Origin of the sequence: Prevotella sp. SGI.167, assembly GCF_050313615.1 — a bacterium.
In the GTDB taxonomy this organism is placed as follows: Bacteria; Bacteroidota; Bacteroidia; order Bacteroidales; family Bacteroidaceae; genus Prevotella.
Map to the genome: position 1 here is coordinate 110,420 of NZ_JBNPLT010000003.1, position 25,335 is coordinate 135,754.

Annotated in this window: 22 protein-coding genes and 1 other RNA gene; 14 read left to right on the forward strand and 9 right to left on the reverse strand. The window is 44.9% G+C overall.

Annotated features, from left to right (window positions below):
* Positions 1-313: 313 nt before the first annotated feature.
* The 3 genes from rnpB to ACQRBJ_RS02755 all read left to right on the forward strand — a co-directional run bounded on the left by rnpB (position 314) and on the right by ACQRBJ_RS02755 (position 1,757).
* An RNA gene (gene rnpB, locus ACQRBJ_RS02745) (RNase P RNA component class A) lies at positions 314-754 on the forward strand.
* A 113-nt stretch (positions 755-867) separates the two neighbouring features.
* Positions 868-1,305, forward strand: coding sequence for a hypothetical protein (locus ACQRBJ_RS02750; RefSeq protein WP_295346194.1), 438 nt, complete (start codon positions 868-870; stop codon positions 1,303-1,305).
* 44 nt (positions 1,306-1,349) lie between these two features.
* Positions 1,350-1,757: a YkvA family protein gene (locus ACQRBJ_RS02755; RefSeq protein ID WP_445302797.1), complete on the forward strand. Its 408-nt coding sequence runs from the start codon at positions 1,350-1,352 to the stop codon at positions 1,755-1,757.
* 173 nt (positions 1,758-1,930) lie between these two features.
* Here the strand turns inward: ACQRBJ_RS02755 and ACQRBJ_RS02760 are convergent, their stop codons facing one another.
* From ACQRBJ_RS02760 to ACQRBJ_RS02775, 4 genes are all read right to left on the reverse strand, one after another.
* Positions 1,931-3,265: an NADP-specific glutamate dehydrogenase gene (locus ACQRBJ_RS02760; protein ID WP_294970885.1), complete on the reverse strand. Its 1,335-nt coding sequence runs from the start codon at positions 3,263-3,265 to the stop codon at positions 1,931-1,933.
* Between the two features lie 328 nt (positions 3,266-3,593).
* Positions 3,594-3,725 carry a dehydrogenase gene (locus ACQRBJ_RS02765; protein WP_153121841.1) on the reverse strand — a complete coding sequence of 44 codons (132 nt, stop codon included), beginning with the start codon at positions 3,723-3,725 and terminating at the stop codon, positions 3,594-3,596.
* A 9-nt stretch (positions 3,726-3,734) separates the two neighbouring features.
* On the reverse strand, positions 3,735-5,171 hold the full coding sequence (locus ACQRBJ_RS02770; RefSeq protein WP_294970887.1) for a DUF4270 domain-containing protein: 1,437 nt from the start codon (positions 5,169-5,171) through the stop codon (positions 3,735-3,737).
* 61 nt (positions 5,172-5,232) lie between these two features.
* Positions 5,233-6,045 carry a glycogen/starch synthase gene (locus ACQRBJ_RS02775; protein WP_295348403.1) on the reverse strand — a complete coding sequence of 271 codons (813 nt, stop codon included), beginning with the start codon at positions 6,043-6,045 and terminating at the stop codon, positions 5,233-5,235.
* Positions 6,046-6,220: 175 nt separating this feature from the next.
* Here ACQRBJ_RS02775 and panC point away from each other — a divergent pair, with 175 nt between their 5' ends.
* Entirely contained in the window at positions 6,221-7,072 is an 852-nt protein-coding gene (panC, locus tag ACQRBJ_RS02780) for a pantoate--beta-alanine ligase (RefSeq protein ID WP_445302798.1), read from the forward strand.
* Between the two features lie 59 nt (positions 7,073-7,131).
* A complete protein-coding gene (panD, locus tag ACQRBJ_RS02785) occupies positions 7,132-7,476 on the forward strand; it encodes an aspartate 1-decarboxylase (protein WP_117692769.1) in 345 nt (114 codons plus the stop codon).
* A 218-nt stretch (positions 7,477-7,694) separates the two neighbouring features.
* Here the strand turns inward: panD and ACQRBJ_RS02790 are convergent, their stop codons facing one another.
* From ACQRBJ_RS02790 to ACQRBJ_RS02810, 5 genes are all read right to left on the reverse strand, one after another.
* The gene (locus tag ACQRBJ_RS02790) at positions 7,695-7,997 is read right to left on the reverse strand and encodes a hypothetical protein (RefSeq protein WP_445302799.1); all 303 of its coding nucleotides are present in this window, start codon (positions 7,995-7,997) and stop codon (positions 7,695-7,697) included.
* 24 nt (positions 7,998-8,021) lie between these two features.
* Positions 8,022-8,153: a hypothetical protein gene (locus tag ACQRBJ_RS02795; RefSeq protein ID WP_294970356.1), complete on the reverse strand. Its 132-nt coding sequence runs from the start codon at positions 8,151-8,153 to the stop codon at positions 8,022-8,024.
* Positions 8,154-8,457: 304 nt separating this feature from the next.
* On the reverse strand, positions 8,458-9,273 hold the full coding sequence (locus tag ACQRBJ_RS02800) for an elongation factor 1-alpha C-terminal domain-related protein (protein WP_445302800.1): 816 nt from the start codon (positions 9,271-9,273) through the stop codon (positions 8,458-8,460).
* Positions 9,274-9,464: 191 nt separating this feature from the next.
* Positions 9,465-12,920, reverse strand: a complete 3,456-nt coding sequence (locus ACQRBJ_RS02805; protein WP_445302801.1) for an AAA family ATPase — start codon at positions 12,918-12,920, stop codon at positions 9,465-9,467.
* Positions 12,917-14,308, reverse strand: coding sequence for an exonuclease SbcCD subunit D (locus tag ACQRBJ_RS02810; RefSeq protein ID WP_445302802.1), 1,392 nt, complete (start codon positions 14,306-14,308; stop codon positions 12,917-12,919). Before ACQRBJ_RS02810 ends, ACQRBJ_RS02805 begins: the two co-directional genes overlap by 4 nt.
* A gap of 608 nt (positions 14,309-14,916) precedes the next feature.
* Between ACQRBJ_RS02810 and ACQRBJ_RS02815 the strand changes: the two genes are divergently transcribed.
* From ACQRBJ_RS02815 to ACQRBJ_RS02855, 9 genes are all read left to right on the forward strand, one after another.
* Positions 14,917-15,555, forward strand: a complete 639-nt coding sequence (locus ACQRBJ_RS02815; RefSeq protein ID WP_119230028.1) for an HU family DNA-binding protein — start codon at positions 14,917-14,919, stop codon at positions 15,553-15,555.
* Positions 15,556-15,631: 76 nt separating this feature from the next.
* Positions 15,632-15,970: a nucleotidyltransferase domain-containing protein gene (locus ACQRBJ_RS02820; protein ID WP_217326432.1), complete on the forward strand. Its 339-nt coding sequence runs from the start codon at positions 15,632-15,634 to the stop codon at positions 15,968-15,970.
* 95 nt (positions 15,971-16,065) lie between these two features.
* Positions 16,066-16,239: a hypothetical protein gene (locus ACQRBJ_RS02825; RefSeq protein ID WP_153088385.1), complete on the forward strand. Its 174-nt coding sequence runs from the start codon at positions 16,066-16,068 to the stop codon at positions 16,237-16,239.
* A complete protein-coding gene (locus ACQRBJ_RS02830; protein ID WP_153137694.1) occupies positions 16,226-16,666 on the forward strand; it encodes a retroviral-like aspartic protease family protein in 441 nt (146 codons plus the stop codon). The genes ACQRBJ_RS02825 and ACQRBJ_RS02830 overlap by 14 nt, the downstream gene beginning before the upstream one ends.
* 499 nt (positions 16,667-17,165) lie before the next feature.
* Complete coding sequence (locus tag ACQRBJ_RS02835; RefSeq protein ID WP_445302803.1) at positions 17,166-19,076, forward strand: site-specific DNA-methyltransferase; 1,911 nt, start codon at positions 17,166-17,168, stop codon at positions 19,074-19,076.
* Between the two features lie 13 nt (positions 19,077-19,089).
* Positions 19,090-21,462, forward strand: a complete 2,373-nt coding sequence (locus tag ACQRBJ_RS02840) for a DEAD/DEAH box helicase (protein ID WP_445302804.1) — start codon at positions 19,090-19,092, stop codon at positions 21,460-21,462.
* Positions 21,463-21,491: 29 nt separating this feature from the next.
* Positions 21,492-21,716: a hypothetical protein gene (locus ACQRBJ_RS02845; protein ID WP_119249270.1), complete on the forward strand. Its 225-nt coding sequence runs from the start codon at positions 21,492-21,494 to the stop codon at positions 21,714-21,716.
* Entirely contained in the window at positions 21,716-23,731 is a 2,016-nt protein-coding gene (locus ACQRBJ_RS02850; protein ID WP_441936193.1) for an AAA family ATPase, read from the forward strand. The genes ACQRBJ_RS02845 and ACQRBJ_RS02850 overlap by 1 nt, the downstream gene beginning before the upstream one ends.
* 5 nt (positions 23,732-23,736) lie before the next feature.
* Positions 23,737-25,335, forward strand: coding sequence for an ATP-binding protein (locus ACQRBJ_RS02855; protein ID WP_441936195.1), 1,599 nt, complete (start codon positions 23,737-23,739; stop codon positions 25,333-25,335).

Here is a 25,335-nt window from a genome sequence, read left to right on the forward strand (position 1 = left end):
TTTCTGCTTCGTTTTTTATTCGGTTTTAACATTTAAAATTAACACTTTAACGGCTGTTAAACAAGGAATGCCCTATTTTTACAAATATTCAGTACTTCTGTAGTTTTTCTTACTTCTGCATACGAAACTAAAAAACAGAAATACTTTAATATTTGCAAATTAAAACCCGCAGAAATCTCTGTTTATTTGAGCTTCTTTCCCCTTCCTTCCGTTCTCTTTGTTCGAAAAGAGAGGCAAAAAAGGCAAAAGAGATAAAAAAAATGGAGATAAATTTTCCTTTCTTCTTTTTTTTTCTTACCTTTGCATATCGAAAGCAGTGCTCCGGCTTGTCGCTGGCATTCCGTTATTGGCGTGCGAGAGGAAAGTCCGGGCAGCATAGGGCATCCCACTTCCGAAACTAGAAGCTATTGGTGACAGTAGGTGTCGGTAGAAGAAAAGAACCGCCCGAAACTTATTCCGTAGCGGTGAAGCTTGCTTCATCGTGGTTTAGTGTCGGGTAAGGGTGAGAAGGTGGTGTAAGAGACCACCAGCTGGCGGGTAATCGTCAGGCTGTACCATCTGGGAGCTGTAAGCTCATGTATACCGCAGATTGAGGGCGGCTCGTCCGATTGTTCCTTCGGGAACTGCTGTGGAGGGTAGAGTGCTTGAGCCCAGGGGTGACTCTGGGACTAGATAAATGACAAGCGCCTGCATTTCTTTGTTCTCTTACCATTTATTGCAGGTACAGAACTCGGCTTATAGGGGCACTGCTTTCTTTATTTTAGTTCTTTTGCATCATTACCTGTTTATATCTGAAGGTGTAATACCTTATTATATAATAACAAGCATGATGTTGTATTTCAAACAATTTAAAACACAAACAAGATTATGGAACTCAAAGAACCGGAGAAGCAGATATTAGATGATTTTGAACACAAGGTGACTGGAAAGATTGACAAGTATGGCGATGAGCCTGATTTCCCTAAGTTGGAGAATTACGGCATCACCCGCATGGATCTTGACGATTACCTTTTTGATAAGCAGGCGATATTGGATATGGGTGGCTCCAAGCGTACCCAGCTCACTGTGGGTGGTTTCATCACCGTGATTCCTGTATTGATATTGTCATGTTTCCCTGATAAGTCGCCTATCTATGAGAATGGCAAGGCGCTTACCACCGTCATTGCCATCATCATCGGCTTGCTGCTGGCTTGCTTTGCCAAGTCGCTTCTCCAGATGATCATCCTTTTCCGTGTCAACAAGCACAAGGATGCAAAGATGGAAACTTACATCAAGGCTGTACTCTTCTACGAGCCGAAAGCATAGCCTTGTAAAAACTATAAATTGTTAATTAATAATTATAAATTAATATGACATTACCAGATTTTATGGATTACAAGGACAAGTTCACTCAGAGTGCATTTGTCGAGAAGATTTCGCATATCGCTAAGCGTGCGGGTGCCAAGATGGTATATGCCGCACTCATTCTGTATTATACATTGGAGAGCGATAAGGTGGCTTTTAAGGATAAGGCAATTATTATTGCAGCCTTGGGTTATCTGATTAGTCCGTTGGACGTGATTCCTGATGCCATTCCTATCGCTGGTTTGGGCGATGATCTGGCTGTATTGCTCTATGTGCTCCATAAGGTTTGGGGCGATGTGTCAGAGGATGCCAAGAAGAAAGCACAGGAAAAGCTTTCCAGATGGTTTGATGAGGATGAAATCCCTACCATCGATGAGCTCTTCAAGGATAATCCTGAGGATACTCCGGTATAATAGGAAACTTCTATTGCTAAATAATAAAAGCTCCATCTGCACATTGCAGATGGAGCTTTTATCGTAAGATAGTAAGTCTTGCGACTTACTATCCTTTTTTTTCTATCTAGTTATTTATTGACCAACTGTTTTATGTTGATGATTTGACCTTAATCTCTCTTATGTATTCTATTTTATACGATACCCTGAGCCATCATAGCCTTAGCCACCTTCAGGAAGCCTGCTACGTTAGCACCCTTTACATAGTTGATGTAACCATCAGGCTCTGTACCATACTTCACGCAGTTAGCGTGGATATCGTTCATGATATCGTGGAGCTTGGCATCAACCTCCTCACGAGACCACTTCAAGCGCTCAGAGTTCTGGCTCATCTCAAGACCTGATACTGCAACACCACCAGCGTTGGCAGCCTTACCTGGAGAGTAGAGAATCTTAGCATCCTGGAATACCTTGATAGCCTCTGGAGTAGTTGGCATGTTAGCACCCTCGCTTACAGCGATAACGCCGTTGGCAACCAATGCCTTAGCAGCCTCCTCGTTGATTTCGTTCTGAGTAGCTGATGGGAGAGCGATGTCTGCCTTCTCAAACCAAGGCTTAGCACCCTCTACATACTTAACGCCGTATTTCTCAGCATATTCCTTGATACGTCCACGCTCTACGTTCTTGAGCTCCATGATGTAGTCGAGCTTCTCGCGGTCGATACCGTCTGGATCGTAGATGTAACCGTCAGAGTCAGAACATGTAACAGGCTTAGCACCCAACTGGAGCAACTTCTCCATGGTGTACTGAGCTACGTTACCAGAACCTGAAACCAAGACTGTCTTGCCCTTGATGTCGATGTTCTTTGTAGCGAGCATGTTGCAGAGGAAGTAAACGTTACCGTAACCTGTAGCCTCAGGACGGATGAGAGAACCACCGAACTCCTGACCCTTACCGGTCAAGACACCCTGGAACTGGTGAGTCAACTTCTTGTACATACCGAAGAGATAACCAACCTCACGGCCACCAACACCGATGTCTCCAGCAGGAACGTCCTCGTCTGGACCCATGTGACGGTAAAGCTCAGTCATGAAAGCCTGGCAGAAACGCATCACCTCGTTGTTGCTCTTGCCACGTGGAGAGAAGTCAGAACCACCCTTTGCACCACCCATAGGGAGAGTAGTAAGAGAGTTTTTGAAAGTCTGCTCGAAAGCAAGGAACTTCAGGATACCCAAGTTTACAGACTTGTGGAAGCGAAGACCTCCCTTGTAAGGGCCGATCACGTTGTTGTGCTGTATGCGGTAACCCATGTTAGTCTGAACGTTGCCCTTGTCGTCTACCCATGATACGCGGAACTCAATCACGCGATCTGGAATGCAAAGGCGCTCGATGAGGTTTGCCTTCTCAAACTCAGGGTGCTTGTTGTACTCTTCCTCGATAGTACCGAGAACCTGACTAACTGCCTGAATGTACTCAGGCTCATTTGGGAATCTTCTTTGGAGATTCGCGATTACTTCAGATGCTTTCATAATCTTTTTATCTTTTATTGTGTTTAAATCTATTTTTCCTATTTCTGTTTGCAAAGATATAGTTTTTTCTTGGAATAACCAACAAAAAGAAAGAAAAAATAAAGAAAAAGTAGAAAAAAGTCACTTTTTTAACTTTTCGTAAAGGTTAATGTCGTATAATTGTGTACGTACACCTTATTATATATAGAAAAACTGATATCATGAATAGGGAAAGAATGACATCTGGGATGGAAGATAAGAACAACAAAAAATCCCAATAAGCAGTTGCGAGCCATAGTCGTAATCGCCTATCGGGATTTCATTTTATTGTTGAATGTGATTTTGTATTTTACAGTGCTTCATCGTCCGGTCGCTGAAGGGCTGGTTGCTTTATCTTGGGAAGGTGCTTCTTCCTTCTGAGCCATGCTGCCTTTCGCTTCTCGTAGTCCTCGCGATGTCGCTCAAGAAAATTGTCTGCCATGTCGTCTGATTATTCTTCCTTAAACTTACTATAGATTACCTTGATCTTGATAGGGCTGTTCTGCTTCGTGCCCTTCTGGAGGCGGGTAGAAGTAAGTGCCATATCATGATTGATCTTGGTGATTACAGTAGCGTTGTTCAGTGTGCTGGTTGTTACCGTTACCGGTACCAGTACCACCTTGTTCCAGTTAGGATGCTCTTTCGCCCAGTTGGCATTCTTCTTTTCGCCCTCAGCCTTGTTCTTGTACATCACAGAGATGAGGTTACTGATGTTGTTGAATGTAAAGGCATTGTTCACGGTAGAACCGGTCTTGCTGTAGCTGGCTGTATACGAGGTACGGTTGTCTGTAATCTTGTTCTTCTCGAAGAAACTGTTCAGACTATCTTTCTGTACCATCAGGATGGTAGAAGGCACATCAAACTGATATTTGTTGTTGTTATCAGTATTGTTGAGTCGTGGGAACGAGATGGTAGCTGTGTTGAGCGTATCTTTTTCATGTCCCTTCATGATTTCCTCTACAGGCAGGGTGACTTCGGTGAAGATTCCTGCAGGTGATTTGATGTAAGTGCACGACTCCTCAGCAGCCAACTGAGCCAGCTTGCTGGCATCATTGGTAATCTTGTTCAGCTGCAATACCTCCTCGGTTCCATCGAAACGATGATAGCCATGACCTACGGCTGTACTGTCAGTAACGCCATCAGAAGCCTTGATCTGCTTACTGCGGGTCCAATAGAACTGAAGCTCGGTGTTCCAGATGTTAGCCACGTTGCCTACACCGCCCACGCTCTTGATGTAGAAGCCTGGGCATACGTTGTGAATGAAGCGGTAGCTGGTCTCGAAATACTCAGGATGCTCATAATAGGTCTGCATGATGTAAGAACCGTAGTTCTTGTAGGTCTTGCCGTCCTTGGTATATGGCTTATTGAGATAAATCTTGAAGTAAGTTACATAATCGCTGAGCCGATAGGTGGCACTAGCCTGGAAATTGTCTTTGTTGACATATCCATCGGCAAAGGCATCAAAGTCTGAGAGATAGTTGGAACTCTCTGGCATCGCCTTGGTCATCTCGTAAGCCGTCACCTTCATAGGGGCGAGGGTATCGCCGTATGTGCTCTTGTAAGAGACGAGCAGGTAGCAGGAGTCTGCTTCTATTCTGCCACCGTTGGCATTCTGGATATACTGCAGGGTGTCGATGTCGAAATTAGGAAGTACGCCAAACTGGCTCATGTAATCGCCCGAAACGTATGTACCCGTCTCCGGGTCCTTTACTTTTCCTATCAAGCCGGAGTTGCTTCTGTTGAGCACCGGACCTGCAACTAGAGAATTGGTAGCAACATCGAAAACAGCGTTAGAGATGTTGATGTTGTCTACATTGTTAGTGATGCTACCACCGATGTTCTCGGTGGTGTCATCACATGCAGCGAAAGTTATCGCTGCTATCATCATAACCGTAAATAATCTAAGAATTTTCATTATCCTTGATAAATTGTATACTAATACCTAAACTTTATTCCTCGTCTGGGCATACCTCGTTGATGAGCTTGGCATATGGTTCAGCAAAGTCATCGCCAGGAAAACGGAGTAAAGGCTTGTTCTTGTCTTCTGCATACTTGATGAGCTCTGCATTGACGCCTTCTGCTGCTTCTACCACGCCGTCGCTGTAGTCGATGGCCATTTTGGCGAGTTCAACGAAGTTGAAGTTGTCACCATATTCTGTGAGCTTGTCTGGTGTAGCTTCGCGGTACTCCACGCACTGCTTGAAGTTGTGACCTAATGAGCCCTTCAGTTCGCTAGGGTAGATAGCACAAATCACCTTTGAATCAGCAAATGAAGGTTCTTCAGCATATGCAGTCTTGATATAGAAAGGAACCACTGCGCTTACCCATCCTTGGCAAACGATGACATCTGGCTGCCAGCGCAGCTTCTTGACTGTTTCCAGTACGCCACGTGCGAAGAAGATGGCACGCTCACCATTGTCTGTGTATTCCACGCCCTTCTCGTCGGTACTCATTTGTCGACGGTTGAAGTAGTCGTCGTTATCTATGAAATAGATTTGCTGACGTGTTGTTGGTATAGATGCTACCTTGATGATCAGAGGGTGATCAGAATCATCAATGATAAGGTTCATACCAGACAGGCGGATCACCTCATGCAATTGTCCGCGACGCTCGTTGATTGTGCCCCATTTAGGCATAAATGTGCGAATCTCAAAACCTGCTTCCTGCATCTTCTGAGGTAGTTCGCGTCCCATGATTGACATGTGAGTCTCGGCTACGTATGGGTCGACCTCCTGATTGATAAATAGTACTTTCTTTGCCATAAAACTTAAATTTTATTCTTACGAATTACGTGCAAAGGTACAAAAAAAAATCCAAATATTGGCATTTTTTCTTTTAAAAAGGGGTTTTTCGACGATTATTCGCTTTTTTTTAGGTTTTTTCTTTCTTATTTCAGAAAAAAGTTGTTATTTTGCACCCCGAAACAGAATTAAGAAGATGAAAGTATTCAATAAGATTGTTGACCTCCAGAACGAACTCTTCGATCGTCGCAAGGAGGGAAAGGAAATCGGCCTCGTGCCAACTATGGGCGCTCTTCATGAGGGTCATGCCTCTTTGGTGAAGCGCAGTGTAAAGGAAAACGGTATTACTGTGGTGTCTGTTTTCCTGAATCCTACTCAGTTTAATGACAAGGGTGATCTGGAACGTTATCCTCGTACTCTTGATGCCGACTGCAAGCTCATCGAGGCTTGTGGTGCTGACTATGTTTTTGCTCCTTCTGTAGAGGAGATGTATCCCACACCTGATACCCGCCACTTCGAGTTTCCTCCGGTTTCTACCGTGATGGAGGGTGCCAAGCGTCCAGGCCATTTCAATGGTGTTTGCCAGGTGGTAAGCCGCCTGTTCTATATCGTTCGTCCTACCCGTGCTTATTTCGGTGAGAAGGATTGGCAGCAGATTGCTGTCATCAAGCAGCTCGTGAAGTATATCAACAGCGATGTGAAGATTGTGGAGTGTCCTATCATCCGTGATGAGGATGGTTTGGCTAAGAGCAGCCGCAATACTTTGCTGGCTCCTGATGAGCGTGCCATTGCGCCCAACATCTATAAGGCTCTGAAGGAGAGTGTGGAGTATGCCAAGTCTCATACCGTACAGGAAACTCACGATAAGGTGGTTGCCGACATCAATGCTGTAGAGGGTCTTGAGGTAGAGTATTTCCAGATTGTGGATGGCGACAGCCTGCAGGATGTCGCTTCATGGGAGGATAGCGCCTATGTGGTAGGTTGCATCACCGTTTATTGCGGTAAGACTCCTATCCGTCTCATCGACCATATCAAGTATAAGGGATAATTCCTCGATAGATTTCTTTATTAAGTTTAATCCGTAACAGATCAAGTAATAACAGAACAATGCAGATAGAAGTATTGAAGAGTAAGCTCCATTGTGTGACCGTAACTGAGGCTAACCTGAATTATATGGGCAGCATCACCATCGATGAGGACTTGATGGACGCTGCTAATCTGATAGCAGGCGAGAAGGTTCAGATTGTAGACAACAACAATGGTGAGCGCTTGGAGACCTATATTATCAAGGGTGAGCGTGGCAGCGGTTGTATCTGCCTGAACGGTGCTGCAGCCCGCAAGGTGCAGGTGGGTGATACCGTCATCATCATCGCTTATGCCCTGATGGACTTTGAGGAGGCTAAGACCTTCAAGCCTACCGTGGTTTTCCCAAAAGAGGGAAACAAGGTTTAAATATCGTATGGATGATATAGTATCGTATAATGATTGGTTATCTCCTATGATGAGAAATGAATATGCGTTCCTGTGGATAGATGAATCCGTAGGAACGCATATTTGCTTTAAGTCTCTTTTGGAGTTGGTTTAAGTCTCTTTTGGAGTTGGTTTAAGTCTTACGTAACGTTTATCTAAGCCTTAAACCAACTCCAGAAGAGACTTGTTTAGATTTCTGTTTATACCTTGTTTTTAGAGAAATGAGCCATCATGTATCTGCCGCCGAAACTCAACACCAATACGATGATGGTGAGTACCACGGCTGCAGCGTAGGCTCTGTTCTGAACATCCTCCTGCGGGGCGCTCAACTGGAAGAACACGCTCAATGGGAGGGTAGCTGCCTGCTGGTTCAGTCTATGAGGAATATGATCGGAGAATCCTGCCGTAAACATCACTCCGGCACAATCGCCGATGGTTTCTATCCTCGTGGCACCCAGACTGTAGGATGAATCGAGTATCTCCTGCGGAATCGTCTTTGCCACTTCGTCCATCGAACGGATGAGTATCTATTGGCTCAATATCGGTTCCGACTTGATAAACAGTCCCACCGCCATGATGATTACCAGGAATATGGAGGCGATGGTCAAGAGAAACATCACCTGTCCTGCTATCTTATCCTTTGCTATTCTATAATCCATACTCGTATTTTATAATGTGGGGGATTGCAAATCCCCCGGTAAATAGGTCGAACCTTTTTTGACGCCGGATTTCAAATCCGGCGGAACGCCTGACGGAAGCCAGAATTTGCAATCCGCTTTATCCGTCGGATTCTTTCGTTTACCCCGTTAGGCGTTTCGACGGATTTGCAAATCTCGTGCAAATGAGAGCAATTCAAGCTCGCTTGATAATTGCCGAATGCGGCCGAGATTCTCTAAGAGAAATCCGTCGTTAAAAAACGTCTTAACCTCTTTATTTTGCGGATTTGCAATCCGCCCTTATTCTTCACTTAATAAGTCCCGCTCCCACGGTCTCGTTCGTATCCGGGTCAATGAAGATGAGACTGCCTGTTACCTTATTCTCCGTATATTTATCGAATACCAATGGGTTGGCGGTGTGGATGGTGATTTCGGCAATATCGTTCATCTTCAATTCCGATACACCCTCTTCCTTCTCCAAGGTGTTGATGTTGCGGCGATAGTTGATGCTGCGAATCAAGCCCTGGGTCTCGAAGGTTGCCTGACGGATTACGTATTTGTTTCTTACGGCAGCTGGGCGCTCATTGAACCAGCATACATCCAGCGTGATATCCTGTTCGATGCCAGGCTGCTTCTCATCTGCCTTCACGAGGGTGTCGCCACGTGAAATGTTGATATCATCGTTCAGCGTCAGGGTAACGCTCATTGGGGCATACGCCTCCTCCAGGTGTTCCTCTACGAAGTCGATGCTATTCACGGTGCTCTCCGTGCCTGATGGCAATACTCTTATCTTATCGCCCGGACGGATGATGCCGCCGCTCACTCTGCCCGCATAACCGCGGTAGTCAGGGAACTGGCTGCTGATAGGACGAATCACATCATACCAAGGAGTCTTATCGCTCTTGTTCACCACGTTGTCGCCATCCTTGGCGCTGATTGGGATAAACACCACGTTCTTGATATCCAATGCCTCCGACATCTTCTTGTAGTCGGCAACAATCTTGTCGTATACATCTTTACTGAAATCAACCAGGTCCATCTTGTTGATAGCCAACAGGATATGTGGTATGCCGAGCAATGATAAACTTGCGTTTCGGTGTGGCGAAATAGCGGTAAGCCACATCGATTGTGATGCCCTGTTCGCTTTTCTGGGTGCAAAGGTACTGCGATTTCCCCACTTGGGCAATACCACATGGGGTGTAAAAAGACTACCATACAGGAGTAAAGAACATACCAAACATTTGGTATAAGGCTGCCAAACGTATGGTATGTATGATGGATAAGGATGTGTGTCCTATATATAATAAGGTGTAATTACGGATAGATCTCGATATGGCTGCTGCCGGAGTTGCCATTCTTGATAATCCTTATCTGGGTGGTGATGCGCTCGCTCATCGTGTCGGTATGACTGATGACGCCCACCTTCTTGCCTTGCGAACTTTGCAGCATGGCGAGGGAGTCGATGACGGTGGCTAGGGTATCGGGGTCGAGGGTTCCGAAGCCTTCATCGATGAACAGGTTCTCGAAGGAGATGTTGCGGGAGGATAATGCTGACAGACCCAGGGCGAGACCGAGACTCACGATGAAGGTTTCGCCACCAGATAGGGAGGTGGTGTCTCGGATATCGTCGGCACGGTCGTGGTCGATGACTCTGATGCCCAGCGAATGCTTTACCTGCTGCAGTTCGTAACGGCTGTTGAACTTTCTGATTTCCTGGTTGGCGTGCGCTATCAGGAAACTGAGCGTATAGCATTGGGCTATCTTGCGCAGCGTCTTGCCGTCTGCTCCGATGGCATCCGTAATGGCTGTCCAGTCGTCCTTTTCCTGCGTTACGAGCTTCAGAGCCTCAGCCTTGTCGCCCAACTGCTTCACGGCTTCCTGATGGTTCTGCATCCTGGCGTTGGCAGCAATCAGTTCGTTGCGCTGGCTTCTCTCCTGAAACTCCTGCTGAATGGCTAAGAGAGCATCACGGGTTTGGGCAGGCTGATGTTCCAAGTGCTGCTGATGCGCCTTTTCTGCACTCTGGTAAAGGGCGGTGGTTGAAGCCACGGCTTTCTCCTTTTCGTCCTTTTCCCGTCGGATAGCATTCCAGTCTTCGGCAGAGTGAAGTATCTCCCGGATGGTATTTCGGTCGATAAGGCTTGGTTCGATACTTCTTTCCTCGATGCCTTCCTCTTCGGAGTATTTTCCTTCGATGCTCTTTTCTTCAAGCTGCTTGTTGTATTCCTCGATCCAAAAGTCGAGTTCCTTTTCCTTCGTTTGCAGATTCTCTTTCATCGTCTTGTTCTGAGACAGCATGGTTTGATGCGAACCTTTACTGTTGGCGAGTTCCGCCTTCAGCTTGTTGATGTTTTCGTTCTGAGTATCAGCTGCTTTCGTTGCCTCGTCCTTTGCTGCTGTCAGTCTTTGTTCAGCCGCGTCTGGTTCTTCGCCATTCAGAATCTGCTTATATTTCTCCTGCCATTCCTCCATTTCCTTCTTGGCACTATTCCATGTCTGAAGGGCTTTCCCGTAAGCCTCCTCCTTACTCTTCTGCTGCGAGATGAGGTTGGTGGTAAGTGCTTTTTGCTCAGCCAGTTTTGTTGCGCAGGTTGAAGTATTTTCCTGGACTTTGTTCTGTATAGTAGAAGCCTTGCTTTCATACGCAGCTTCATCCTTTACAGCCTTATCCTTGAGTTGGGTCAGCCGTTCTATCTCTTTCTGAATCTTGTTAAAGAGGCTCAGTTTGCTGCTCGCATCCTTCGCCTTGTTTTCATAGATAGGCAAGAGCGATTTCAGTTCTGCCTCTGCCTTTGGAATCTTTGGATACTGGGCGATGAGCGCCTTCCATTCCTCTTCGTAAGTTGCGATTTCACCCGACAGTTTTTTCTGTTGTTTCTGGAGCGTCTGTACTTCGCCATCGTTCTGTTTTCTTTCGCCGGAAAGGTTCTTCTCCTGTTTCTGCTGCAGTTTCAGCAGATCCTCCTTGACTTTCAGAAGTTGCGAGAGTTCTGTGGTGGCTTCCTCAAACTGTCTGTTGTCGGTATGATAAGGATGGGTCGTGCTGCCGCAAAGCGGACAAGGTTTGCCTTTGGTCAGGTTGGCACGATGAATCTCCCATTTCTCACTCACCATGAGGGTATAGGCATTTCTCAGCGTTAGGGTCTCTTGGGTCAGAGCCTCGATGGTCAACTTGCCCAGGGCTTCATCTATCTCCGCATTTCTCTTGCCCAAGACCAGGATGCGCTCCTCATTCTTCTGCTTTTCTGCTGTGGCAGCATCGAGATGAGCCACTACCTTGATGGCTTGCTGGACATCCTGCAGTTTCCTGTCGGCTACAGTCTTGCTGTTCTGCAGTTCCTCTATATTCTGTCCGGCAGTCTTGTTCTTTTCCGTCTCCCAAGCCTGTTCTGCGGCTTGTGTCGCTTCGTGCAGAACCTGTTTCTGCTTGGCAATCTCTTCCTTTGTCGTTTTGAGGGCAAGGTTCGCTTTCTCCGTTTCAGCTTCCCATTCTTGGATGTTTCTGGCGTTTTCCTCCAAGTCTTTCTGGGCAGTTAGATTCTCTTTCTGAGCCAACTCCAATGCCTCTTTCTTTTCTTTCAGATTCGGCATAGCCGCTTCCATTTTGGTTTTCAGCGTCCTTGCTTCAGCGATGACCGGCAGCGCCTTTTCCAGCTGTTCCTGTGCCTTGCCGACTGCTGCCTTCAGACTGGCGAGAGTTTTCTCGCTTTCGCTGATGGCAGACTCTTGACTTTTGATGTTTCCTTCCGCTTTCAGGATGTTTTCTTCCTGTTCGTGGATGCTTTGCGTCTGTCGTTCTACTTCCTGCAGCTGGTTGACAGCTGGCTGTACTTCATCGTGCAACTGCAGACGGAGAATCTGGGCTTGCATCTCTTTAATGGCATCTGCTGCTTGCTCCATATCAGTCTGGCAGATAGCGATTTGTTTGGTTTGCTTATCGTTTTCCTCAAACCATTGCAGGTCTTTCGAGATGGCTTGCAACTGGCTGTCGAGTTCCTTCTCAGCCTTTTCCAGGTGGTCGATTTCCTCCTTCAGTTGGGCGAGTTCTTCATCGTTCAGCAGGTTTTGTTTTACGGCTTCCACCGATGCAGCCATCTGGTTGTAGGCATCCGTTGCCTGGTCTTTCGCCTTCTTGATTTCAGTAGCGATGTTCGTATAAGTTTCCTCGCATCCGATGAGTTTTTCCAGGAGTTCGTACCGCTCGTTTTCCTTTGCCGTCAGGAAGTTGGCAAACGAGCCTTGGGCGATGAGTACGGTACGGAGAAACTGGTCGTAGTCGAGTCCGATGATGTTCGGCAGCTCGTTCCAGTCGGCAGTTTCCTCCGTTATCTCTTCTCCGTTTCTCGTGATTTTATAGAGCGCAGTCTTGGCGTTCTCGTAGCGCACTCTCTGGAATCTGACGTGCCATTCTGCGCGGTAGATGCTGCCGTTGTTGGCAAGGAAGGTGAGTTTGCTGTAGCCTTCCTTCTTGCCACGTGTCAGGATGTTTCTACTGTCGGTAGGAGCCAGACGGTTACTTTCGCTGGCATCGGCAGCTCCGAAAATCTCGATGTTCTGGTTCTTGTCGCCTTTCTTCCTGGGGTAGCGAGGGGCGCGGTTGTAGAGAGCCAGACAGATAGCATCGAGTAGGGTAGACTTGCCACTTCCCGTCGGACCTACGATGCTGAAGATGGTACTCTCGCCTAAGGCACCTTCTTCAAAGTTGATGACCTCGCCTCCCTGTTTGTCAAGCGAAGCGAGGTTGAGTATTTCGAGTTGTATGAATTTCATAATGATGATGTCGTTAATAAATCTGATAACATTTTCTCCTGTCTTTCGTTCATCGGAGCGTTGTGTCTGATGGCGAAGGCTTCCTTCAGCGTATCGAGCGGAGGACGGTTGATGATGTCTTCTATGCTGGTGATGTGCTGGGAACCCTGGATGGTGGAGAGGTCCAGTTGCGGGATGATGCGCTGGATTTTGCAGAGCACGGCATCCTTTTCGTTGACGAGTTTCTCCAGTTCCTTGATGTCATCGCTGGTCAGTTTCTCCTGTTTCACCTTCAGCATCACGTAGTCGAAATGGTCGCTCAGTTCGCTGTCTGTTCTCTCCGAGAGTTCAGAATTGATGAGTTTCTGCCATTTCTTGAAGGTCAGCTCTTCCTCATCTTCGGGCAGGATGCGGAGGGAATGCTGAGGCTTGTATTCCAGAAAATCTACTTTCCATTCCTTGCTCTTGCCTTTGCAGTTTTCCTTTTCTTTCTCTTCTTCTTCCTTCATTCCCTCTTCTTTCTTTTTCATTCCCTCTTCTTCTTCCTCCTTCGCTTCCATTTCCTCCTTTTCTCCCTTGTCACATCCGATGGTGATGAGATCGATGCCGTGGGTGTAGTCTTTCTCGGCAAACGACATCGGGAGGATACTTCCCGTATATCTTGCCCAGTCGGTGTTCCAGATATGTTGCCGTTTGTGGATGTGTCCGCAAGTCATATAGTCGGGATGGTCGTTCCATCCTTCCAGGTCCACTTCCTCCTGTCCGCCGATGATGATTTTCTCGCTCGCATCCTTCTTGGCGATATCCGAACCCTTGGCGTACATGTGTGCCATCATGATGCACTTCCTGCCCGGGTATTTCTGTCGAGCCTCAGCCGTCAGTTCTCTCAGAAAGTCGTTGACTCCCTGCGAGTAGCTGGCGTTCTGCACCACATCGCTTCTAAGGAAAGGTACGGCGAGGATGATGACTTCTTCTCCTGCCTCGTTGGTTAAGGGGATGATGAGGTCATCGAAGGAATAGATCCAATGTCCGCCGGTTTTATCATCGTCCCCGCTTTCTCCCTGCTTCCAGATTTTCCTTACGTTTCCTCTTATTTCCACGTGGTATCGGGTGAGCAGCGGACGGGGAGCCTCCAGTCGGCTGGCTGAATCGTGGTTGCCGGCGGTAATGATGACCTGCATGTTAGGGCACAGTTGGGTAGCATCGGCAAGAAACTCGTAATAAACGGTCTGTGCCGCTGCCGATGGATTTCCGTTATCGAAGATGTCTCCTGCGATGAGGAGAGCATCGGGTTTTTGTCCAGCTATCTGCTCCAGGAGCCATTTCAGGAAATGCTTGTGTTCCGGCAGGCGGTCGTTGCCGTGAAACAGGTTACCCAGATGCCAGTCGCTGGTTGCTAATATCTTCATACTCATAAGAATGTCTAATCTTAATTCAAGTTTCGCAAGTGAGGGAATTAATTGAAATTAAAGAAGTTATCACTCCCTACGGTCGTTCTGGAAGTTAAGAGACAATAGTCTTTTGGCGTAAAACGTAGGACATTTGTCCCTTAACTTCCCTCTAACTTCTCTAACTTCTCTAACTTCCCTTAACTTCCCCATATGTGAAAGTTCTGTCTTAGTCTTGCAATCCTTTAGCCTTTGGTTTGCAATCTGACTACAAAGTTAACACAATTATTTGGGATACGCAAAGAAATAAGCTCAAAAAACGAAGAATTATGGCCGGAAAAGTAAAGATATTCAGGAAAAGTCTTGTTTTATATCTGATAATGTTGTATCTTTGCAAGGTAGAAATCTTCGTTCATAAACATTGAATGTCCGTTCAGTGTCTTTGAACGGCGGTTCATAGACTTTGAATGTCGGTTCAATGTCTATGAACGGAGATTTCTCCTAGGATTAAATACTTTTCTTCCTAGGTTTGTGGTCTTTTCTTCTTAAGTATAACAATAAATACTATAGGGTGTAAAGGCTGTTGCAATAAGAAATACTAATAAACTAAAATAGGAAAGGAAACTGATATGGCTAAGTACAAATTGCAGGAAATGGGGGATATGCGCTATGATGGAAAGCGCAGAGTTTATCCCAAGATGGTGACCAACCGTACACTATCCCGAAAAGAGTTCGTCAAGATGATGCAGAACTACCATCGCGGTATTTCGGAAAGTACCACGGAGGCTGTATTGACCGATGTGGTTGATATGCTGACAGATATGCTCTCCATGGGTTACAACGTGAATCTGGAAGGTTTCGGCACCTTCTCCCTCTCCCTCGCTTTCGAGGATGAGAAGCCTAGGGAAATTCTGAATCCAGATGATAAGATGACGTACCGCAAGGTGGGAGTGAAAGACATCAACTTCAAGGCGTCTCCTGAGTTTATCAAGGATGTGAAGCGTGAAACCGACCGTGACCTGGAGCGTGATATGGGTGGTGTAAAGGTTATCCGTAAGCAGCTCTATTCCAAGGAAGAGCGCATCGCCCGAGCCCTGGAGGTGATAGAGAAGAACGGAGTCCTCACCCTAGGCGATTATGCCTCCATCAACAACCTGAGCCGTACTGCCGCCTCTATGGAACTGAAGGAGCTGACCTGTGATAAATCTTCACCGATAGATTCACTAGGCCGCGGCAGCCATAAGGTTTGGGTGAAGAGGAAAGAATAAATGCAAATATCTCTCAGAATATTTGTTAGTTTCAATTCTTTTTCGTATTTTTGCGGTGTAATTAAATGATAGTGTTATGACGACAATAACAAGGGAACATCTTGAAGATGAGGTACTCAAGTCGATTCAGAAGAAAGCGGAGTCGATTATGCCGAAAGATGCCAAGGTTATCCTTTTCGGGTCAAGGGCTAGAAGGGATGCTAAAGCAGATTCCGACTGGGACATCCTTGTGCTTTTGAACAAGGATAAGATAGATGAGCAGGATCATGATAATTACACCTATCCTCTTTGGGAATTGGGATGGCAAATCAATCAGATGATTCACCCGATAGTGTATTCGATGAAGGATTGGAACAGCAAAAAGGGTAGTCCCTTTTATAATAATGTAGAAGAGGAAGGACTGCAGTTATGTTAATATTTTGTTAAAGGTGCGTGTTAATAGTCTTATTTATAGGAAAATATGTAATTTTGCACTGTTAAATAGATGTTTAATTTAAAGTCCAAATAATTATGGAGCAGATTACTATAGATTTTAAGAACGCTTTTGATTGTTCCAAGAAGGAAAAGTCGAAGGTTTGTCGCTCTGGCTATGTACGTGTGGTTCGTTTTATGGATGATAAGAAGCATACTAGACCACAAATGTATGAGGGCGATTTGTTGGAGGTTTTGAATGGCAGCTTATAATTTTGAAAGCAAGGGATTGGTAGATGCCATTCTGACGCCAATAGCAGTCTGTGAGGCTGTAGAAATGAATGAGAGTATTGTTGTGCCTAAGATATTTCGCTCTTCTAATTGCATGTGGGATACAGGGGCGACTAATACGCTTATATCTCAAAAGGTAGTTGATGATTTGGGACTAAAGCCTTATGGTGTATGCTTGGTCTCAGATAATACAACAACAGAGAAACGTGAAACGTTTTTGGTTCATTTAGGCTTACCGACAGGAACAACAGCGTTAAACGTAGAAGCGATGTTAACGTTGAGTGAAGATTATGATGTTGTAATAGGAATGGACATTATTAGTTTATGTGATTTCTGCTTTACAAACAAAGATAACGCAAGTTGTTTCTCGTTACGCCATCCTTCGAACGAGAAAATTATTTTAAAATAAAAAATATCCTTGGGATTTGCAAGAAACTTTCCGATTTTCTTGCAAATCCCAATTCTTTTTATTACTTTTGCAGTTGTCTTGCTGTGGATGGCTGGCGATGAGTAGCCGGCTAGATAAAAGTCCATGGCTTGGCCTATTTTAATAAGAAAGACGTGTACTGACGTTTTCTTCTGTTCAATTGAAACCTGGAAAATTTCAAAATGAGAGACAGAGGAAGGCTGCGGTGGACGGCTACTCATCGTGTATATACGCGAGGCATAGGTGTGCCCTTTCCATTCGTATGGAGAGGGTGCGTCCTGTGCTATCAATATATGCAAGCTTGGCGTAGGTGTCTATTGCTTCAATCCTTGTTCTCATAGGTTTTTCCAGGACCTCAATTGGCAAGGATAAGTAATATGATTCCTACGCTTTTCTTTTTATCATAGCCATTACAAACACGAACAATCTTCTCTGCTTAGGGAATCGGTGGAGCATATTTATAGGGCTAGGAGACACCGATATGGCAAAGAAAATAGATTTGCAAGCTTTGCGCCAGCAGATAAATGAGCTTCAGATTGATAAAGATTTGAAGCACGACTTGTTGGCTGCTATCAACGATAAGCAACGTTATGGACTTGTGTGGGAGGAGAGTTCTGAGGAAGCATGGGATGAAATGCAAGACCAACTTCCTGTTTTTGTTGAGGATGCCACCAAGCGTTTGGATTCTGCGCCAGAAGGTTCGCCTAACCATGTGTTGATAGAAGGTGATAACCTCAATGCTCTTGCTGCTCTTACTTATTCTTATGCAGGGGAGATTGATGTAATTTATATCGATCCTCCTTATAATACTGGTAATAAAGACTTTATCTACAACGACTCTTTTGTTGATAAAGAGGATGGCTATCGCCATTCCAAATGGTTGTCGTTTATGGATAGACGATTGAGAATCGCCAAAAAGTTGCTCTCGGAAAAGGGAGTAATATTCATTTCTATTGATGATAATGAACAGGCTGATTTGAAATTGCTTTGTGATGAAATATTTGGAGAAAGAAATTTTGTAGCAAAGTGTGTTTGGCAATCAACAGCAGGTTCTAATACAGGTACTGATATAGTAACAGTAACAGAGTATGTATTTGTTTATTGTGCGCATAAAGAGTATTGTCAATTTGATGGGGTCTTGTCCTCAGAAGATGCGTTTAAATTTACTGATGAGTATGAAATGGAGAGAGGAAAGTATTCTTTGGATAAATTAGATAGGCGGCGAGTTGCTGGACATTACTCGGATGCCTTAAATTTTCCGATAGAAATGCCTGATGGTACATTGCGCTATCCTGGTGGAGGTTGTGAAAAATCAATGGAGGGATGGAATTATCTTTGGAGTAAGACAAAGGTTCGATGGGGCATAGAACATGATTTTATTGTTTTCAAAAAGACGAAGGGAATATGGAATGTCTATAATAAGAGATATTCAAGGGTTGACAATTCTGGTAATCCAATAGACCGCAGTTTTCCTTTTCGGAATTTGATTACTTCAGATGCGTTCAATACAGCACAAGGTACCGCAGAAATAACTTCCATATTTGGTGTACGTACTTTTGATTTTCCAAAACCTTCAAAGTTCGTTAAGCAATTACTTGAAATATCCGTAAGGACAAATAAAAATGCAACCATCCTCGACTTCTTCGCTGGCTCAGGCACTACTCTCCACGCAACGATGCAATTGAACTCAGAAGACGGCGGCCATCGCAAATGTATCTTAGTGACCAACAACGAGAATAACATCTGCGAAAAAGTAACCTACGAGCGAAACAAACGAGTCATTAATGGTTATACGAATCAGAAAGGTGAAGAAGTCCCTGGCTTGACTCGCAATAATCTTCGTTATTATAAAACGGAGTTTGTGCCTCGTGACCAAAGCAGCAGTAAGAGTCGTCGAGCATTGATGGCTTCTCTCGTTGACCTTCTCTGCATCAAGAACAATATCTATAAAGAGCAAGAAACATTTGGAGGCAAGAAATTTAAGAAGAACGTTTTGCGCTATTTTAAGGATGAGGCTGGACAGATGCTTGTTGTCCTCGACGAGCGTGTAGTCAGTATTATCATTCCGATGATAGCTGAGGTTGCGACCAAGCAGAATCCTTTGAAGGTTTATGTTTATAGTGATGGCGCATACGCTTATGAGGACGAATTCCATAAAGTCATGCCTGTTATAGAACTGTGTGCCATGCCAGATGCTTTCTTGCAAGCTTTAGAAGGTGGAACGGATATTCTGCCAAAGCAAAAGTATAGTGAGGCTATGATGAAAGAGTTTCAGCAAAACGAGGCACTCGCCATGCAAAACGAGGAGGTTGTGAAAGAAGCTCTCAGCGATGACTATGATTATGTGTTGAAGGAGAAAGAAGATAATGTTACTAATGACATCATAGACTAAGGAGGTAACGAAAATGATAGAACTACGAGATTACCAGAAAAAGGCGGTGCGTGAACTGAAACAGAAGATGATTGACATGCTCAATGATTCTGAAGACCGCCAAAAGTTGATATTCAAGGCTCCAACAGGAGCAGGAAAAACGGTGATGGTGAGTACCTTGCTGGATGAGCTGACTCGTGACCTACCTATGAATGGGCAGTGCCGATATTCTCGTGTAGCATGGGTTTGGATTGCTCCTAACAAGTTGCATCAGCAGAGTTATCGCTCCATGCGCAATTTCTTTAGTGAACGAAGGTCGTTGCGTCCTGTTATGTTTGATGAGTGTGATCATGTGGATGGTCTGCATCCTGGCGATGTGCTCTTTTTAAACTGGGAGAGTATCAATAAGGATAATGCCGTCATGATTCGTGACAATGAGCAGAACCGCACGCTCTATGAACTGATACGGAAGACCAAGATAGAGCAGCATCTGCCAGTGGTGGTTATCATAGACGAGGAACACATGTTTGCCGGACGTAATGCCAAGAAAAGCGAGATGGTATTGCAAGCTATCCAGCCACACATAGAACTTCGGGTATCAGCAACACCAGTCACCCAAAGCTATCATGCGGTTCTTGTGAAACGCCAAGATGTAATCAATGAAGAGATGATTAAGAAGGGCATTGAACTGAATCCGAATGTAAAGAGCAGTAAGGAACAGTCAGAGCTTACGGTTAACCAGCGTCTCTTGAAGAAGGCTCTCGAAAAGCGAAAGGAACTGGCTGAGGCTTACAAGGAATATGGCATCAATCCGTTATTGCTCATTCAGTTGCCTAATGATAGCAGCGAGTCTATGTCTTCGAAGGACAAGACCATCACCGAAGAGATGCAAGCCTACTTAGAACAGGTTTGCGACATCAGCGTGGCAAATGGTAGGTTGGCAGTATGGCTATCAAAGGATAAATCGCCCAATCTTCAGAATATCACTCAGCCTGATGATATTACGGAGGTGTTGCTGTTCAAGCAAGCCATAGCCTTGGGCTGGGATTGTCCTCGTGCATCCGTTCTTCTGATATTCAGAGAATTGCAGAGCATGACCTTTACCACGCAGACCGTGGGACGAATACTCCGAATGCCAGAGCAGCATTTTTATAAGAACGACATTCTGAACTACGGTTATGTTTATACCGACCTTTCGGCTGACATGATTAGCATTGTGGGAGATGACATGAACTATATCAGCACCCTCTACGCCAATCGCAAGAAAGACTTGCCGAACATCACGCTCCGTTCTTATTATACGGATAAGCATGGGGCAACAAGAAACCGCTTGGGCTCCCAGTTCCGCAGCATCTTCTATAAGACCATGGAACGGGAATGGGAACAAAACCCGTTGTTGCTCTTCTCTGCAGAAGATTTCTTTGAGGATGATGGTGAGGCTGAGAATGCGGACGAGGCGAAAAAAAAGGAGGCAGACATGGATGCCAAAATCAAGTTGAATCGCTACAATGCCAAGCGACATGGTGTGCAGACCGATGTATCAAGAATCTTGGTGGCTATCCCGAAGGACACCCCATTGACGGGTGATTCGGGCATCGTGGAAATAACAGACAAGGCAAGGTTGGCTCTGAACGCATCAGAATTGCAGAATCTCTTTACGCTGTTCTGCCGTAAGAATGTGGGTGGGTTCTCCAAATTTGACAGTACGCCAGTCTTGCAAGGAGCCATCGAGAGTGCCTTGGAGGAATACCTGCAAGTCTTTTCGATGGATGTGCCTAAGGTGGTGCTCTATCATCAGAACCGTCCGCGCTTCGAGGAATTGATACGCAAGGCGTTGGTTACCTACGAGGCTACGCTGAAGAGAAATGCCAAGGAGGTATCGATGGAATATCAGCAGTCTGTATGGCAAGTACCGGAGACTCGTCTCTATAATGCGGCAATGGTGAGAACTACGGAAGGCGAAATCTTCAACCATGCCTTGTATCCTTATTTTGAGCAGATTACGGCATCGAGACCTGAGCAAGAGTTTGCACGTTGGTTGGATGACAAGATGGAATATGTGGAGTGGTGGTACAAGAATGGAGACGAGGGAAAGCAGCATTTCGCCGTGCCTTATACGGATTCGGGGAGTAGAAAACGTTGTTTCTATGTGGATTTCATCGTCAGATTGAAGTCGGGTACCATCTGCCTCTTCGACACCAAAACCAAGGGCAGCGATGCGGATGCGCCAGAAAAGAACAATGCCCTCTTGGATTACATCTCCAGTTATCAAGCTACAGGCAAGAAGATTGTGGGTGGCGTGCTCATCAAAGACGAGGGTACGAGCAACTGGTATTATCCTGGAGGCATTATCGAGAACACAGACAATATAGATGGGTGGTCGGCATTGCATCTTGAAACCCTATAATATAATAAGGTAATCATATATAATAAGGTATGAAGAAAAGCTTGGACAGAACATTCCTGAACTATGGAATCAGGCAGGAAGACATGCAACTCATAGAGAGTGCATGCCAATCGGAGGGTATAGATGCGGAATGGCTCAAGGATTATATCCTCAAGCCTTTCCATGAAGAGCGTAATAACCAAAATGAGTCAAGTCTTGAGGAAAAGAAGGTGACGAAAATACTCAAGAAGGCTCTCAAAGAAATTAAGAAGTAATGAAACTGAAGCGTATCTACATAGAGAATTATAAGACCTACAGAAAGTTGGACTTAAACTTAGAGGTAACGAGCGACCGTCCCATCATCTTGATAGGTGGTGCCAATGGTTGTGGAAAAACTACGCTCTTCGATGCCATCTATTCTGCACTCTATGGATTGAAGATATCCAACAAACGACAGTTTGAGGAAATCTTCAATTCGGGGGTAAAGAACGAGAGCGGTATAGAAGGCAAGACCATCATGCTGGAGATTACTTTCTCTGGGATGGTTTTGGGGCAAGAAACGCCTTATCGGTTGCGTCGTGCCTATCGGTTTGTGGATGGCAGGATACAGGAGAGCAACGTGCTCAATATGAATGGTAACAGTTATCCTTACGGTTCTGGTTCAACGGCTATCAAACGCAGCACCAATGAAGCGATAGTCAACAAGATTATCTCTGCCAATCTGCCTGCTGAATTGAGCAACTATTTCCTCTTTGATGCTATGAAGACTTCCGACCTCGTGAAGGAAGAACAAATCAACAAGCTCATCATGAAGAACATCAATTCGGTGATGGGTTTCAATAAATACACTCAGTTGCAAAATGCAGCCTCGGCTTATCTTGATGAGAAGAAGGCAGAACGCTTGGAGAACGAAAACCTGCGTGCCGAATACTTGAAACTGACCAAACAGAAGGTGGAGATGGAAAGGGATGTGGCAAGTCTGATCGATGCCTATAATCAGGCATTGAACTATGCCAATGAACATAAGCAGCAGTATGAGCAACTGAAGGAGGGACGGAACTCGGATGATGTGATTCGTGACAAAATGCATCAGATAGAGGAGAACATCAACAGCTTCTATCAGAAGGAAAAGGACTATAGACAGGATGCTGAGGCTATCTCCAAAGATTTAGAGTGGAAAGTAATCATGCCAAAGGTTGCCAATAGCATCAGTACAGAGGTGGAACTTATTCTGAACGAGAAGGAGGTGGTGGCTTCTGCAAGGGGTAATATCCTCAATGACCAACAGATAGAAAAGGTTACCCAGGATGTAATACGATTGCTTAAGGAGAAATATCCGCAGGTAGGCGAGGTTTCTATTGCCGAGATTATTAAAGAAATCAAATGTGAGCAAGACAACAGCGATGATTATAATGATAAATATGGTTTTCTGAGTGATGCTGATGTCAATGTGTTGAGAAACCTGGTTCAGCAATCATATTCCAATCCTTATCTTTCGCTGGATGAGAGACGTGAAAGCTTAAACTTAGAGTTGGCGGATATTCCAAAGAAACAGGAACAATTGGAAGAATATAAACGCGCCTTGACTGGTCACGATTACAGCATCATCGAACTCTATGAAAAAAATGACAGGAAGATAGAGGAATTGAAGGCAAAAATCGTGGAACAGAAGAATGCTATCAAGGAAATGGAGAGGAAGATTTCTACTTACGATTATGATATGCCACAAGTGCCAGATCCTCAGTATGATATGTTATGCAAACTGCCTGGTTTCTTCAAGTCGCTTTCCTGTAAGTTACTCAAGTCGAAGAAGGCAAGTATCGAGCGTATGATGAAGGAGCAGTTGAACATCAACTTGGTGATTTATGCTGGTTACATCGGTAGGGTAGAGCTTTCGGCAGATGATTCGGAGGAAATCTCGTTCAAGATATTCCACAAGAATGGTAATGAAATTTATCTGAGTCAGTTGAATGCTGGTGCCAAGCAAACTGTGATGCAGGTGTTACTGAAAGTCCTGTATGAACTGGGTGATTACGACCCTCCTGTAATGATAGATACTGTAATGGGTGTTCTTGACAAGGAGAGTCGTGAAGTTATCATCAATCGTTATTTCCCGGATTTGGCTCATCAAACCATCCTGTTAAGTACTGATACGGAAATAACGACAGAGACTGATTTCAAGAAGATAGTGGCTTATGTGGCAAGAACCTATACTTTGCATAGAGACCAGGAAAGGCAGTGTACTACTGTCAGCGATGATTACTTTGGATTACAAACTTACGAATTCTAGTAGAAATGAATGTACAAGATATAAAACTTGAGGGAATGAGAATTCTGGAAGAAACTCATGATTTGCTTGAAGAAGTGAAATATGCTATCGAGCAGAAACTGAACCTTTCGGATTACTCAGATATGGTTCGCCCTGTAGTATTGAACTTTACTACGGTTATGCGAATCTGTCTTCTTGTTGGATTGAGCGATAAGACACCAAGAAGTAAGTCAAAGGTAGAGAAATTGCAAACCTCTGCAGGTATGCAGCCATTGGGTGGTTCTTTCTTTACCAAGTCAAATATAAAGGAGGTCTTCGTGGCTCTTATCAAGATGCGTTATAGTGATATTGATGCCGACTGGCAGAATTCTACTTTTCTGAGCAAGGTGCTTTTTAGCGAAATGATGAGGGGTAAGAGTATCTTGATGGAAGAAGGTGGTATTGATGAATGGCTGCACTTCTCTCCGTTGAGAGGTGGAAAGTCGTTGATGGATATTCCTGAGTTGAATCTTTATATCGGTCAGTATGAGGATGGAATGGATGCGGCTTTAGACATCAACAGTACTGCTATTTCAAATACACAGATATTGATAGCAGGAACTACTGGTTCGGGTAAGTCAAACTTATTAGCTGTCCTCATCAATCAAATCAGAATGGCATCGGCTGATACCTACTATCCTGTCAACTTTCTCTTGTTCGATTACAAGGGGGAGTTCTCTGATCCTGCCCATGCCGATTGGCTGTCGAAGTTTGAGACCGATTCCTCTGCCATCTTGAATCCGATGGAGAAACCTTTGCCGTTTACTCCGTTCAAGGACTTTACTGGCAGACCTGTCAATGAAATCCACCTGTATTCCACGACCTTGGCAAATGCCATCTGTGCTATATCTTCCGCTAAGATTGGTGCTTTGATGGATAACAGACTGAGCGAAGCTATCATCAAAGCCTACAAGGCGAAGAACCAGAAACCAATCACCTTTCAGGAAGTTTTTGATCATTATACGATGTTGATGCCCGAGAAGAAACAGGGTGATATGGATAGTGTAAAATCAGTCTTAAACCAGTTGATTCTGAATAATATTTTTGCAGAGGAAGACAAGGTAGATTTGGTGAAAGGTTGTTATATTATCAACTTAGGAAAGTTTGACAAGGAAGGTATCATGGCAAAGGCTATCGTATATTTCGTGACATCGAAGTTGAACAATATCTATGAGCAATTGCCTCCACAGGCAAAGAATGAGGATAGGGTGGAGCTGCGCCATTTCACCATAATCGATGAGGCTCACTATATGCTTGGTTTCGAGAACAAGCCTTTGCAGAACTTGATAGCTGTGGGTAGAAACAAGGGCATGAGCATCATCCTTGCTACACAGAATATGGATTCGTTTAAGAAAGCCTCTTTTGATTTCTATGCCAATGCCCAATATCCTCTCATTATGAAGCAACAGCAACAGAATGATGGAGTGTTGAAGGATTTGTTTGGTGTGAGTGGCATGGCTCTCCAGGAGCTGAAGCAAACTATTGCTGGCTTGCAGAAGGGTGAACTGATAACCAAGGATACCCAGGCTATGACCCTTGGTATCGGCAAACATTGGAAGAAAATTAAGGTTACTCATCTTATTTGA